At 59.5% G+C, this 13248-nt stretch carries 14 protein-coding genes; 9 read left to right on the top strand and 5 right to left on the bottom strand.

The annotated features are described in order from the left end of the window. Positions 1-63 precede the first annotated feature (63 nt). The 3 genes from ACUTQY_RS16855 (at position 64) to ACUTQY_RS16845 (ending at position 2251) form a co-directional block, all read left to right on the top strand. The gene (locus ACUTQY_RS16855) at positions 64-993 is read left to right on the top strand and encodes a LysR substrate-binding domain-containing protein (RefSeq protein ID WP_187174031.1); all 930 of its coding nucleotides are present in this window, start codon (positions 64-66) and stop codon (positions 991-993) included. A gap of 21 nt (positions 994-1014) precedes the next feature. Then, positions 1015-1254: a DUF1289 domain-containing protein gene (locus ACUTQY_RS16850; protein ID WP_019455980.1), complete on the top strand. Its 240-nt coding sequence runs from the start codon at positions 1015-1017 to the stop codon at positions 1252-1254. Between the two features lie 100 nt (positions 1255-1354). Then, positions 1355-2251, top strand: coding sequence for an aldo/keto reductase (locus tag ACUTQY_RS16845; protein WP_046686967.1), 897 nt, complete (start codon positions 1355-1357; stop codon positions 2249-2251). Between the two features lie 60 nt (positions 2252-2311). Here ACUTQY_RS16845 and ACUTQY_RS16840 read toward each other — a convergent pair whose 3' ends face one another. Then, the gene (locus ACUTQY_RS16840; RefSeq protein WP_033642926.1) at positions 2312-4156 is read right to left on the bottom strand and encodes a polyurethane esterase; all 1845 of its coding nucleotides are present in this window, start codon (positions 4154-4156) and stop codon (positions 2312-2314) included. Positions 4157-4397: 241 nt separating this feature from the next. Here ACUTQY_RS16840 and sodC point away from each other — a divergent pair, with 241 nt between their 5' ends. Then, the gene (gene sodC, locus ACUTQY_RS16835) at positions 4398-4919 is read left to right on the top strand and encodes a superoxide dismutase family protein (RefSeq protein WP_033642927.1); all 522 of its coding nucleotides are present in this window, start codon (positions 4398-4400) and stop codon (positions 4917-4919) included. Here the strand turns inward: sodC and ACUTQY_RS16830 are convergent, their stop codons facing one another. The 3 genes from ACUTQY_RS16830 to ACUTQY_RS16820 are packed head-to-tail and all read right to left on the bottom strand — an operon-like array spanning position 4920 to position 8057. Next, a complete protein-coding gene (locus ACUTQY_RS16830; RefSeq protein WP_033642928.1) occupies positions 4920-6950 on the bottom strand; it encodes an FUSC family protein in 2031 nt (676 codons plus the stop codon). A 3-nt stretch (positions 6951-6953) separates the two neighbouring features. After that, positions 6954-7817 carry an efflux RND transporter periplasmic adaptor subunit gene (locus ACUTQY_RS16825; protein ID WP_015377735.1) on the bottom strand — a complete coding sequence of 288 codons (864 nt, stop codon included), beginning with the start codon at positions 7815-7817 and terminating at the stop codon, positions 6954-6956. Between the two features lie 3 nt (positions 7818-7820). After that, the gene (locus tag ACUTQY_RS16820) at positions 7821-8057 is read right to left on the bottom strand and encodes a DUF1656 domain-containing protein (RefSeq protein WP_025159708.1); all 237 of its coding nucleotides are present in this window, start codon (positions 8055-8057) and stop codon (positions 7821-7823) included. A 180-nt stretch (positions 8058-8237) separates the two neighbouring features. Here ACUTQY_RS16820 and slyA point away from each other — a divergent pair, with 180 nt between their 5' ends. After that, the gene (gene slyA / locus ACUTQY_RS16815; protein ID WP_004931301.1) at positions 8238-8669 is read left to right on the top strand and encodes a transcriptional regulator SlyA; all 432 of its coding nucleotides are present in this window, start codon (positions 8238-8240) and stop codon (positions 8667-8669) included. 93 nt (positions 8670-8762) lie between these two features. On the opposite strand, the gene ACUTQY_RS16810 is transcribed toward slyA, so the two are convergent. Then, positions 8763-9227, bottom strand: coding sequence for an outer membrane lipoprotein (locus ACUTQY_RS16810; protein WP_025159710.1), 465 nt, complete (start codon positions 9225-9227; stop codon positions 8763-8765). A 351-nt stretch (positions 9228-9578) separates the two neighbouring features. Between ACUTQY_RS16810 and anmK the strand changes: the two genes are divergently transcribed. The 4 genes from anmK to tyrS all read left to right on the top strand — a co-directional run bounded on the left by anmK (position 9579) and on the right by tyrS (position 13204). Further along, a complete protein-coding gene (gene anmK, locus ACUTQY_RS16805) occupies positions 9579-10700 on the top strand; it encodes an anhydro-N-acetylmuramic acid kinase (RefSeq protein ID WP_046686968.1) in 1122 nt (373 codons plus the stop codon). Between the two features lie 45 nt (positions 10701-10745). Then, positions 10746-11048, top strand: coding sequence for an MliC family protein (locus tag ACUTQY_RS16800; protein ID WP_004931294.1), 303 nt, complete (start codon positions 10746-10748; stop codon positions 11046-11048). An 88-nt stretch (positions 11049-11136) separates the two neighbouring features. Then, positions 11137-11790, top strand: a complete 654-nt coding sequence (pdxH, locus tag ACUTQY_RS16795) for a pyridoxamine 5'-phosphate oxidase (protein WP_033642930.1) — start codon at positions 11137-11139, stop codon at positions 11788-11790. A gap of 139 nt (positions 11791-11929) precedes the next feature. Next, a complete protein-coding gene (tyrS, locus tag ACUTQY_RS16790; RefSeq protein ID WP_046686969.1) occupies positions 11930-13204 on the top strand; it encodes a tyrosine--tRNA ligase in 1275 nt (424 codons plus the stop codon). The last annotated feature ends 44 nt before the right edge of the window (positions 13205-13248 follow it).

Here is a 13248-nt window from a genome sequence, read left to right as displayed (position 1 = left end):
CTTAACAATAGCCGTGATTAGTGCCATATTCATGCTTTCTTGATTAAGTAAAACTTCATAATCGTGGATAAACTCAATCGAATGGCGGTGTTCGCCACCGTAGTGGCGGAGGGATCGTTGGCCGGTGCGGCGCGGCGGCTGGGCATGACGCCGTCGGCGGTCAGTCAGCATATGCGCTCGCTGGAGAAGGCGCTCGGGGTGCCGCTGTTGCACCGCTCCACCCGCCGTCTGGCGTTGACCGAGGCGGGGGCGGCGTTTTATCCCGGCTGCGAGGCGATGTTGCAACAGGCGCAGCAGGCGGAGCAGCGGCTGGCGGAACTGCGGGACACGCTGGTGGGCGAGCTGCGCATCGCCACTCCGGTTGGCATCGGCGGCCGCTCGTTGGCGGAGGCGCTGGCGCCGCTGTTGCAGGCGCATCCCAAGCTGACGCTGCGGGTGCTGGCAGACGATCGCATCGTCGACATGATAGAACAGCGGGTCGACATTGCGCTGCGCGCCAATCGTCAACTGGCGGACGCCAATATGATCGCTCACCCGCTGACGGCGTGGCCGATGGTGCTGTGCGCGGCGCCGCGTTACCTCAGCCAGCATGGGGTGCCGGAAAAGCCGCAGGATTTGGTGCAGCACCGCTGGATCTCCAGCGGCTACAGCGGGGCCCATCTGGATTTGCTGCATCAATCCGGCCAGCAGGTCAAGCTGCGGCTGGCGGAGGGGCAGATCGTCAGCGAGAGCATGAACGTGATGCGCGCCTTTACCCGCGCCGGCCTGGGCATTTCCGTTCAGCCGCTGTATGAAATTGGCGACGAGCTGCAGCGCGGCGAGCTGTTGCTGCTGTTGCCGGAGTGGCGGCCGGCGCCGCTGCGGCTGCACGCGCTGACGCTGGAACGCACTATGCCGGAGAAAAGCCGCCAGGCGCTGCGCTATTTGCGCGACTATTTTCGCCGCAATGGCGAAAAGGGACTTGCCAGCGGCGGCGATGACGTCTTCAATTAGCAGGAGAATGCAGGAGGGCCCGTGGCACAGCAGCTTGAATTTTTCGACATCCCCAGCCCGTGTCGCGGCATTTGCCAGGCCGACGATCGCGGTTTCTGCCGTGGCTGCCTGCGCAGCCGCGAGGAGCGGTTCGGCTGGATGAGCATGAGCGACGCGCAAAAGCGCGAAGTGCTGCGTCTGTGTCGCCAACGTTTCCTGCGCCTGCAGCGCGCCAACAAAGCCCCCGACGAGCCGCTGCCGGAACAGCCTTCGCTGTTTTGACCCTTTCCTGATCTGCCGCACGTTCATGCGCCTTTGCGCTTCCCTGCGCCTCACCGGCTTGTGTATGCTGGCTGACAACTAATATCATGAGGTTTTCGCAATGGTAGAACGCATTCGTCTCGCGCCGCAGGGGCCTGAATTTTCCCGCATGATTTGCGGTTACTGGCGGTTGATGGAGTGGGGCATGTCGCCGCAGCAGCTGCTGACGTTTATCGAACAGCATGTCGAACTGGGCGTCACCACCGTCGATCACGCAGATATCTACGGTGGTTATGCCTGCGAGCAGGCATTCGGCGACGCGCTGCGCCTGAAGCCCGCGTTGCGGCAGTCGCTGGAGCTGGTGAGCAAGTGCGGCATCGCCACCACCGCCAAGCCCGGCAACCCGATCGGCCACTACATCACCGATCGCGATCATATCGTACAGAGCGCGGAACACTCGCTGCGCTATCTGCATACCGACTACCTCGACCTGTTGCTGATCCACCGCCCGGATCCGTTGATGGACGCTGACGACGTGGCCGAAGCCTTTGTCGCGCTGCACAAAAGCGGCAAGGTGCGCCATTTCGGCGTCTCTAACTTTACGCCCGCGCAGTTCCAACTGCTGCAGTCGCGTCTGCCGTTCTCTCTGGTCACCAATCAGGTGGAAATTTCGCCGATTCACCAACCGGCGATCCTGGACGGCACGCTCGACCAGTGCCAGCAGCTGCGCATCAAACCGATGGCCTGGTCCTGCCTGGGTGGCGGCCGCTTGTTCAACGACGCCGAGTTCCAGCCGCTGCGCGACGAGCTGCTGCGGGTGGCGCAAGAGATCGGCGCCGAGACCATTGAACAGGTGGTTTACGCCTGGGTGATGCGCCTGCCGTCTTCGCCGTTGCCGATTATCGGCTCCGGCAAGATCGAGCGGGTGCGTTCGGCGTTGAAGGCGCAGAAACTGGCGCTGAACCGCCAGCAGTGGTTCCGCATTCGCAAGGCGGCGTTGGGGTATGACGTGCCCTGAGACGGGGTAGAAAGAGGAAAGCCGGGCGGCGAAAGCGCCCGGCTTTTTTTACGTCGGTCTTTAGGCCAACACCACCTGATCGGGGTTGAAATGATCGAGCGAGACGCCGATCAGCGTGACCTGGCTGTGGCCGAAGGCCAGCACCAGATCGTCGTTTTGCTGCGTGGCATAGTCGCGGATATTCCCGCTGGCGCCCTCGGTGCCGATAAATACCAGTTTGTCGGTGGCGTTGAAGCCATACAGCTGGTCGCGGCCGAAATCGCCGCTGAACAGGAAGGTATTGCCGTTGCCGACCCCCTTCAGGATGTCATCGCCGCTGCCGCCGACGAAGGTCAGGTTGCCGCCGGCATGGCCGATAAGCGTGTCGTTGCCGGCGTTGCCGAACAGCCAGGCGTCGTGGCTGCGAGCCTGCAGGACGTCATCGCCGTCGCCGCCGGTGGTGGCGGCCGCATAGGCTTTGAGGCCCGAATCCGATTTCAATCCGGCGGCGGTCACCTGATGATCCACCTCTTTGCTGAAAATCAGCCAGGAGGTTTCTTTGCTGCGCAGGGTGCTGATGTCGTCCGCCAGCGTAATGCCGCCCTTGGCGTCGCGCAGGTAAAGCGTATTGCCGTCGTAGGCGACCTCGGTGTTTTTCAACGCCTGCTGGGTATCGAAGATATTGTGGCCTTTGCCGCCGGCGATCAGGTTATAGCCGCCGGCGTCGCGGAAGATATCGTCACCGTCGCGGCCCTCGAGATAGTCGTTGCCTTTGCCGCCCCTGATCAAATCATTGCCGTCGCTGCCGATGATAAACGTCGGCCCGCTGTGCGTTTCCGCGTTGCGGTTCAGATCTTCCACCCAGGTACTGCCGCGCGTGACGTTCGACAAGTTGGAGACGATGATGGTCGAGTCTTTGTCGGTCAGCGAATAAAACTCGGAGTTCAGCACCCGCATCAGGCCATCCTGATAGAAGAACGGCAGGTGGGATAGCCAGGTCGGAATGTTGAGAATGGAGAACGGCAACAGATTCCAGGCGTCCGACGCGTAGTGGTCGTTGAAGTTGACGATATTGTTGGTGGCGGAGGTATGCGGCGCATCGTGAACGCCCAATGACGGCAGGGTCAGCGAGGTGCCGTCGAGCGCGCGAAACACCGGATCGTTCTCATAGCCGATGTTGATCACCTTGCCGCCGGCTTCGTACTGGGTCGGCGAGGCGAAGGCGACATAGTTGGACTGCGCGTAGAAGCCGCCCCAGTTGGCGTCGCTCTGCGCCGCCATGCTGTTGACCGCCAGCCCGCCGAGGCTGTGGCCGCTGATCACCACGTCTTCGCCGCTCAGCCCGTGGGCCTGCGCGAATTTCGCCACGTCCCCCAGCAAATTGCCGAAGGCCTTCAGCGTATAGCCGTCGGCATAGCCTTTCGGCCCGAACCCGGCCAACAGATCGTTAATCACATCGCCGATGGTATCGCCGATCAGCGACTCGCGCGGGCCGCTGGTACCGCGAAATGAGATGCCAATGGCGGTGAGATTGCCTTCGCTGTCATATTTGCCCAGCACCTCGGCCTGAGCGGTGGTGTAACCGGCGGTTTCGCCGTAGTAGGTGCCGCGCGCATCGGTTTTGCCGGCGTATCCCAATTGCGCGGCGTCGATCACTGACCAGCCGGCATTGTTCACCGCGTCCTGCGCGGCCTGTTCGGAGTCGGGGTTCCAGGGAAGACCGGGCAGGCCGCCCTGCGACTGGGTGCTGCCGATGAGCGCCGTGATCAGCGTCAGCGGCAGACCGAGGCCGAAACCGGTCTGGTGATAGCCTTCATCGAAGCCGTTATCGATATTGTGGTAAGCGTAGGTAGAGATGGCCAAGGCGTCGGAAAACAGCGCCTTTGACGCGTTTTCGTCCAGATCCTTATAGCTAAAGATGCCCATATCAGTTCCTTATGAAGTATGCCGCCTGGCCGGGAAGTGAACTCTCGCGCGTCGGCGGTGGAAACAGGGAAACAACGTTAGCCGAACGACAGCTGGTCAGAGGACCAACATCGGTAGAATTATTATTGGTGCTAAATATTAGGCCCGCGAATCAAATTGGCGAGATTGTGCGTTGGTTAACAGTGCTGGCGCTGGCTCTCCTATACTGATAACTCGATATAGTCATTAAGGAGACTGATTGATGAAACGTTATTGGTATGCGGCGCTTGGCCTGATGGCCTGCGGGGCCGCTCAGGCGGCGACGGTCGACGTTGAGATGAACTTGGTGACCGGGCAGGGCATCGGTCAGGATATCGGCAAAGTGGCCATCAGCGAAACGCCTTACGGCTTACTGTTCACGCCGAGCCTGAAAGCCTTGCCGGCCGGGGTGCACGGTTTCCATGTGCATGAGAAAGGCAGCTGCGAGCCGGGCATGAAGGACGGCAAGGCGGTGGCGGCGCTGGCGGCCGGCGGGCATTTTGATCCGCAAAAAACCGGGAAACACCTCGGGCCGTATGCCGACGGGCATCTGGGCGATTTGCCGGCCATCTATGTGACCGCCGACGGCATGGCGAACGATCCGGTGTTGGCGCCGCGGCTGAAAAAAATCAGTGAAATTGAGGGCAAGGCGCTGATGGTGCATGCCGGCGGCGATAATCACTCGGATCATCCGCTGCCGCTCGGCGGGGGTGGTGAGCGCTTCGCCTGCGGCGTGATCAAGTGATCATCCGCCGCTGACGGCCGCTGTGGCGGCGGGCTGGCCAATGGCCTGTTGCAATTGCTGCAGCGAGCAGTAGAGCCGCCAAATCAGGCCGGCCAGATCGCGCGCCGCCTGTTCCGGGTGGTGCGCCAGGGCGTTGCTCATGCGCAGCAGTTCTTGCAGCGTGGCGTCCAGCGAACTGTGCTGTACGCCTTTCTCCGTCATGATGCCGCGCAGGCAGTGGATACAGACGTTGCGCACCGCCGACAGCGGATCTGAGCGGGTTTGCCAGTCGCGCAGCTGCCAGACGATATGGCTGCAGTTGAGCAGCACCACGCCCCAGCGCAGCAACCAGGTGCGCGCCTCCTGATCCTGACTTTGATTGAGCTGGCTGATGCGATGGTAGATCAGCGATTCAAACTGGCTTTCGCTCTGCTGCGGCTTTTTGCTCAACTGATCGATAAAGTCGCGGCGCAGCGCGCGGATAATACGGCGGCTCTTTCGCTTGTCCGAGCTGGGGCGCAGGATCTGAAACGCCAGCCCGGCCAGCAGCACACCGACAATTTTACCGATGTTGTCATTGATAAAGGACTGGTAGTCATAGCTCGGCGGATTGCTGACGGTCAGAAATGAGCCCATAAAGACGATCAACTGCCCCCAAAGCGCGGCATAAGGCGGATTCTGCAGCTTGAGCATCTGCATGGTCACCAGGATCGGGAACAGGAAGGCGCAGAACACCCAGAAATCGTCAATCTGGATCATCAAACCGAATTTCACCACGAAGCAGGCGACCGAGAGCAGCAGCACCGCCTTGAGCAAGGTGCTGACGCTGTTGATCGGCGAAGGCGTGGAGGAGTAGAGCACGCAGCTGATGGCGGTGAGCGTTAGCGCCGCGCTGCCGGCGTCCCACTGCGTGTTGATCCAGTAGGCGCAGCCGATCACGATGCATAAAAAGGTGCGCAGGCCGTTATAGGCGGCTTCGTAGCTGTCGGTATGGCGCGCCAGCGAGGTGACGCGCGGCGGCTGGAGATCGCTGACCGCCGTGGCGCTTTCCAATCGCTGCAGCCAGCGGTTGCAGCGCAGGTAAAGCCAGCAGAAATCACGCAAACGCAGCCAGAAGGCGCGATGGCGGTAGTCCGCTGCATCTTGCGGGGCGATCTGCTGGAGCAGGCGCGCCAAGCGATATTTATCGGTGGCGGGATCGCGCAATTCATCCAGCAGTTGCGTCAGCACCGGCATCAGATTGGCGGGACGATCCGGCCAGTTCAGCAGCATGCGGCGCAGGCTGGAAATGACGCTGGTAATGCGCAGCTGCTGGTGCAGCAGATAGTTGAGCAGGTTATTTTGCCGCCGCAGGCGGTAGTGGCTCCAAAACGCCTGAATGCGCAGCAGGTTCATGGTCAGGATCTGGCCGATGACCCCTTCGTGCGAGGTGCGCATCTGCGCGGTGACCTCCGGCTGCCACAGCATGGCGGCGTGCTCCAGCAGCCGCTGCTGCATGCGCCGCAGCGAAGTCAGCAAGGCTTCGCCGTCGGAGGTGCTGGGCAGGATCATCATCATCAGCCCGCCGCACAGAATGCCGGTGATCACTTCGCAAACCCGCGCCTGGGCGATATCGAAGATCTGCTGGGTATCGGTGACGTTGACCGTACCGAAGGCGATGATGGCGGCGGTATAGCCTGCCAGCGCGAACGCGTAGGAAACGTTGTTTTGATAATGGTTGGAGATATAGGTGCATAGCCCGATCCAGGCGGCGATGAACAGCGTGAACAGCCAGGGATCGTTCAGGCAGTGGCCGGCGATCGCCACCGAGGCGGCGGCGCCCACCAGGCTGCCGAAGATGCGGCCGATGCTTTTGCTGATCACGCCGCCGATGGTGGGGAAGCTGACCACCGCAGCGGAGGTGAGCGCCCAATAGGGTTCGTCGAGCTCGAGCACGAACGCCACCCACAGTGCCAGACACATCGCCAGCGAGTTGCGCAGCGCATAGCGCCATTGGCCGCCGGTCGCCTTACCCCAGGGGGTACGGCTCCACTCCAGAAAGGGCAGGTTCACACTTTAGTTCCGCTGATGAATCGAAATGGTGCAGGTGGTGCCGGCAACCAGCGTCAAATCGGCGGGCACGTTGAGCAATTTTATCCGCACCGGCACGCGCTGAGCCAAACGCACCCAGGGAACATTGGGCTTAACATCCATTAATAGATCGTTGTTGCTGTCAACGCTCTGATCGTAAATGGCGCGGCCGATACTCTCTACTTCCCCCTGCAACGGGGTGTTGCCGTTATATAAGACAATATCGGCTTTATTGCCTTCTTTTATATGTTTCAGCTTGGTTTCTTCGAAATAACCGAGTACATAAAACGAATGGACATCCACCAGTGCGACCAAAGGCGTGCCGGCGTTGGCGTAGTTCCCGACCCGCGCCTGCAGATTGGTGATATAACCGTCGGTCGGCGCGTAAATTTTAGTTTTGCTCAAATTCCATTTGGCCTGTTCCAGGTTGGCCAGGGCGGCTTTATAGGCGGCCTTCATTGCCTGAGCGGCTAAATTGGACTCATCCAAATCTTCAGCGGAAATAACGTTGCGCGGCAACCCGCGGCGTCGGGCGGCTTCGTGGTCCGCCTTGGCCAGATCCGATTGCGCTTTTGCCACCGCGGCCTCGGCATTGTCCAGCGCGATTTGATAAGGCACCGGGTCGAGGGTAAAAATCAGACTTCCCGCAGGTACGAATTGATTGTCATTCGCACTTATTTTCTCTAATCTTCCAGAAACCTCAGGGGTGATATTGACGAGTTCTGCGCGCACTTTTCCGTCACGGGTCCATGGGGATTGCATATAATAATTCCAGAGCCACCAACCGGCGCAGACGGCAATGGCGCAGACGATCACCGTAGAAAAGTATTTTAATGTTTTATGCTGCATGGGTTACCAACTCGCTAAAATCCATAAGGAACCGCTGACGGTCAGGACGAAAATGGACAGGTCCATCAACATGGGGTGCCAGATTTCACCGGAATACATCCAGTCCCTGAGCAGCTGATGAATCAGCAACCATAAGACCAGTCCTAGCAAAAAAGCTTTAAATATGGGTGGAAAATAAAGCGATGCCCCCAGGACCAAATCGGGTAAGGGCGATGAGGCGTGTAACCATGATGTATTCACATTAACAATCCCTACGGGTGAATATGTTGAATATTTGCATAACGATTAAACAATAGCGGCTAAAAATAGTGGTTATTTCCACAATATACATTATATACATTTGTGTTTTTAATGTGAGTTACCCAAAATAGTCTAAGCTCTGGGAGGTAATGTTAGCATGCTAATTATAAGGAGGGGTAAGTGGAGTCAACATTAGGTTCAGATTTAGCACGATTGGTTCGTGTTTGGCGAGCGCTCATCGATCATCGGCTCAAGCCGTTGGAGCTGACCCAAACGCATTGGGTTACGTTGCACAATATCAATCGCTTGCCGCCGGAGCAGTCGCAAATCCAGCTGGCCAAGGCGATCGGTATCGAGCAACCGTCACTGGTTCGCACGCTGGACCAACTGGAGGAGAAGGGGCTTATCACGCGTCACACCTGTGCCAACGATCGCCGCGCGAAGCGCATCAAGCTGACCGAAGCGGCCGATCCGATCATCAGGGAAGTCGACAGTGTGATCACGTCTACGCGCAGTGAGATTTTAAGCGGCATTACCGCCGACGAAGTGCATCTGTTGGTAGGGCTGATTGGCAAGTTAGAACAAAATATCACCGAACTGCAGAACAAATAATAATATTCTTATTTTTCTACGATTACAGTTTCACAGCATCAGAAATAAAACCGGAGGCGATTGCCTCCGGTTTGCCGTGTGCCGCCTGCTGACTTACAGCGGAGAGACGGTGATGGTGTCGCCCATGCGCGCCATGCGCACGCGCTGACCCGGGCTGAACTTGGTGTCGCCTGCTTTCTGCACCACGACGATGTTCTCTTTCTGGTCGGTTTTGATTTCCAGCTCGTAGCCTGAGGTACGACCGGCCACTTCACCGATGCTGTTGCCCGCCGCGCCGCCGGCGATAGCGCCCGCCGCGGTAGCCAGCGTACGGCCGGTGCCGCCGCCAACGGTGTTGCCCAACAGCCCACCAATTACCGCGCCGCCGATCATCCCCAAGGCGTTGGAGCCTTCGCCGCCCTGAATTTTAACCGGACGCACGGAAACCAGCGTCCCGTAAGTGACGTTCTGCACCTGCTTGGCCTGCGAGGACGAGTAGACATCGCCGGACATGGATTCATTGGCACACCCAGCCAACGTAACGGCGGCGACGGCAACGACGAGAAGACGCTTGATCATATAAAACTCCTGATGGTAGTAGTCCATAACCTGGCAATGCTCACCAGGCAAGATTCAGTGAAAATGATAGACAAAGTATGGCTGAAAGTTGATACAGCGCCATGCCTCATCGCTGCACGCAGCTTAACTTTTCTCTGTTCAACCAATAATAAACCGCGGTTTACCTTTATGACAGCCTCACCGACATTCCGTTGCCGGTTAACGCACGGTTTAACACATAAAATGTGCCACAGCGACGCACCTGGCTCACGGCGCGTAAAAAAAGCATCATAATTCATGGCGTTAATTCGTCAATTCTGGTTTATTTGTCAGGATAAAATTTGCTTACCGTGCGGGTTAGAGGATGTTGCTATGAAGTCAGGCCGCTATATAGGCGTCATGTCCGGCACCAGTCTGGACGGAATCGATGTGGTATTGGCCGCGATTGACGATCGCATGGTGGCGCAGCAGGCCAGCTATAGCCATCCGATGCCGATCGCGCTGAAAAAAGAGATCCTGGGGATGTGCCAGGGGCAGCAAACCACGCTGGCCGCGGTCGGCCGGTTGGACGCACAGCTGGGCACGCTGTTTGGCGAGGCGGTGCTCGGCCTGCTGAAGCAAACCGGTATCGACGCGGATCATATCACCGCCATCGGCTGCCACGGCCAGACGGTATGGCACGAACCGGAAGGCGACGCGCGTTTCTCCATGCAGCTCGGCGACAACAACCGCATCGCCGCACTGACCAATATCACCACCGTCGGCGATTTCCGCCGGCGCGACATGGCTTACGGCGGGCAGGGCGCGCCGCTGGTGCCGGCGTTTCATCAGGCGCTGCTGGGGCATCCCGTCGAGCGGCGTATGGTGCTGAACATCGGCGGCATCGCCAACCTCTCTCTGCTGTTGCCCGGTGCGCCGGTGCGCGGTTTTGACACCGGGCCAGGCAACATGCTGATGGACGCCTGGATCTGGCGCCACCGCGCGCAACCTTACGATCAGGACGGCGGCTGGGCTATGCAGGGGCGCGTCTGTTTGCCGCTGTTGCAGCAGATGCTGGCGGACCCTTACTTCGCGCTGCCTGCGCCGAAAAGCACCGGCCGCGAGTATTTCAACATCGCCTGGCTGGAGCGTCAGCTGGCCGGATTACCGGCGATTGCGCCGGTCGACGTGCAGGCCACGCTGACGGAGCTGACCGCCGTCAGCATCAGCGAACAGGTGCAGTTGGCCGGCGGGTGTGAGCGCCTGCTGGTCTGCGGCGGCGGGGCGCGCAACACGCTGCTGATGGCGCGCCTGTCGGCGCTGCTGCCGGGGACGGAAGTTGGGCTGACCGACGATTTCGGCGTCAGCGGCGACGATATGGAGGCCTTGGCCTTTGCCTGGCTGGCGTTTCGCACGCTGTCCGGCCAGGCCGGCAACCTGCCTTCGGTGACCGGCGCCAGCCGTGAAACGGTGCTGGGTGGGATTTATCCGGTTTTGCCATTCGGGGGGCGCTAGCTCTGTTAGGATAGCCTGTGAAGGATTTTTCTAAGGAGCAACAGCATGAAAAAAGTCATTTTCGTCGCCGGCGCGCTGGCGCTGTCCGGCTGCAGCTACATCCTGCCGCAGAGCAGCCAGACGATGCACTACCAGTGCGGCACCACGCCGTTGACGGTGGCGCTCGACGGCAAGGCGAGCGAAGTCAGCCTGCTGATGGATGGCGAACAGCTGCATCTCAAGCAGGTGCTGGCGTTGACCGGCGCTAAATACAGCGACGGCAAATACACTTTTTGGTCGAAAGACCGCAATGCCTATCTTGAGCGCAACGGCAAGGTAGTCATGAGCGACTGCGTGTTGACGGAGTGACGGTCAGCGGTGGCGTCGGAGCGATTGAGTTCCTGGCGCCGCAGGCGCAGAATGTAACGACGGATTTTTCAGTTGGTCGATAACCCAGATGATTGAAAAGAATGAGTTTGATGTTGCGGACCTGCGCCGTGAATATACCCGAGGCGGCCTGCGCCGCAACGATCTGACCGCCAATCCGCTCGAGCTGTTCGAGCGTTGGCTGAAACAGGCCTGCGACGCGCGCCTGGCCGATCCGACCGCCATGTGCGTCGCTACCGTCGACGAACGCGGCCAGCCGTATCAGCGCATCGTGCTGCTCAAGCATTTCGATGAGCAGGGGTTGGTGTTCTACACCAACCTCGGCAGCCGCAAGGCGCAGCAGCTGGCGCAAAACCCGCATATCAGCCTGCTGTTCCCCTGGCACATGCTCGATCGTCAGGTGATTTTCCTCGGTCAGGCGGAGCGCCTGTCGACCCTCGAAGTGCTGAAGTATTTCCATAGCCGGCCGAAGGACAGCCAAATCGGCGCCTGGGTGTCGCAGCAGTCGTCACGCATTTCCGCGCGCGGCGTGCTGGAAAGCAAATTCCTCGAGCTGAAGCAGAAGTTCCAGCAGGGCGAGGTGCCGTTGCCGAGTTTCTGGGGCGGATTCCGCGTGAAATTTGACTCCGTCGAGTTCTGGCAGGGCGGCGCCCACCGCCTGCATGACCGTTTCCTGTATCAGCGGGACGGGAATGACTGGAAAATTGACCGACTGGCACCTTGAAGACGTAAAATCCCCCTCTAAGCGCTGGTGCTGACGCCGCCGGCGCTTTATTCTATGCGCTACCCTGAATTTTTATTTCGCCACTGGGCGAAAGGCCGTGTACCGGCAAAGGTGCATTCGTTTATACATGGAGTCATTGATGGCAAGCAGCAACTTGATTAAACAACTGCAAGAGCGGGGCCTCGTTGCCCAGGTTACGGATGAGGAAGCGTTAGCGGAGCGACTGGCGCAAGGGCCAATTGCACTGTATTGCGGTTTCGATCCGACCGCTGACAGCTTGCATTTGGGCCATCTGGTTCCTCTGTTGTGCCTGAAGCGCTTCCAGCTGGCCGGCCACAAACCGGTAGCGCTGGTGGGCGGCGCCACTGGCCTCATCGGCGATCCGAGCTTCAAAGCGGCGGAGCGCAAGCTGAACACCACCGATACGGTGAACGAGTGGGTTGAGAAGATCCGCAAACAGGTTTCCCCGTTCCTCGATTTCGACTGCGGCAGCAACAGCGCTATCGCGGCCAACAACTACGATTGGTTCGGCGGCATGAACGTGCTGACCTTCCTGCGTGATATCGGCAAGCACTTCTCCGTCAACCAGATGATCAACAAGGAAGCGGTCAAGCAGCGCCTGAATCGCGACGACTCCGGCATCTCCTTCACCGAGTTCTCCTACAACCTGCTGCAGGGCTTCGATTTCTCCGAGCTGTACAACCGCCACCAGGTGGAGCTGCAGATCGGCGGTTCCGATCAGTGGGGCAACATCACCTCGGGCATCGATCTGACGCGTCGTCAGCATCAGAAGCAGGTGTTCGGCCTGACCGTGCCATTGATCACCAAGGCAGACGGCACCAAGTTCGGTAAAACCGAAGGCGGCGCGGTCTGGCTGGCGCCGGAAAAAACCAGCCCGTACAAGTTCTACCAGTTCTGGATCAACACCGCCGATGCCGACGTTTACCGCTTCCTGAAGTTCTTCACCTTCATGAGCCTGGAAGAGATCAACGCGCTGGAAGAAGAAGACAAGAACAGCGGCAAGGCGCCGCGCGCCCAGTACGTGCTGGCGGAAGAAGTGACCGGCATGGTGCACGGTGCGGAAGGCCTGGCGGCTGCCAAGCGCATCACCCAGAGCCTGTTCTCCGGCGCGCTGCATGACATGACCGAAGCGGACTTCGCCCAGCTGGCGCAGGACGGCATGCCGACCATCAAACTTGAGCGCGACGCCGATCTGCAGCAGGCGCTGGTGAATGCTGAACTGGTGCCGTCACGTGGCCAGGCGCGCACCATGATCGGTTCCAACGCGGTGACCATCAACGGCGAGAAACAGTCGGATGCCGAATACCGCTTCAGCGATGTAGACCGTCTGTTTGGCCGTTACACGCTGCTGCGCCGCGGCAAGAAACACTACTGCCTGGTGGACTGGCAGTAAGCGTATAATGATGGTAAGGGGCCCAGGCGGCCCCTTTCTTTTTG

The organism is Serratia sp. TSA_130.1, from assembly GCF_052691795.1.
Note: the sequence above shows the minus strand (reverse complement) of the source record. Positions and strands in the feature narration are given on the sequence as shown.

Excerpts from the sequence above, each read along its gene's own strand:
- pdxH (WP_033642930.1), top strand. The coding sequence starts at position 11,137 with ATGATTGAAAAGAATGAGTTTGATGTTGCGGACCTGCGCCGTGAATAT.
- tyrS (WP_046686969.1), top strand. The coding sequence starts at position 11,930 with ATGGCAAGCAGCAACTTGATTAAACAACTGCAAGAGCGGGGCCTCGTT.
- ACUTQY_RS16810 (WP_025159710.1), bottom strand. The coding sequence starts at position 9,227 with ATGATCAAGCGTCTTCTCGTCGTTGCCGTCGCCGCCGTTACGTTGGCT.
- anmK (WP_046686968.1), top strand. The coding sequence starts at position 9,579 with ATGAAGTCAGGCCGCTATATAGGCGTCATGTCCGGCACCAGTCTGGAC.
- ACUTQY_RS16840 (WP_033642926.1), bottom strand. The coding sequence starts at position 4,156 with ATGGGCATCTTTAGCTATAAGGATCTGGACGAAAACGCGTCAAAGGCG.
- sodC (WP_033642927.1), top strand. The coding sequence starts at position 4,398 with ATGAAACGTTATTGGTATGCGGCGCTTGGCCTGATGGCCTGCGGGGCC.
- ACUTQY_RS16800 (WP_004931294.1), top strand. The coding sequence starts at position 10,746 with ATGAAAAAAGTCATTTTCGTCGCCGGCGCGCTGGCGCTGTCCGGCTGC.
- ACUTQY_RS16845 (WP_046686967.1), top strand. The coding sequence starts at position 1,355 with ATGGTAGAACGCATTCGTCTCGCGCCGCAGGGGCCTGAATTTTCCCGC.
- ACUTQY_RS16825 (WP_015377735.1), bottom strand. The coding sequence starts at position 7,817 with ATGCAGCATAAAACATTAAAATACTTTTCTACGGTGATCGTCTGCGCC.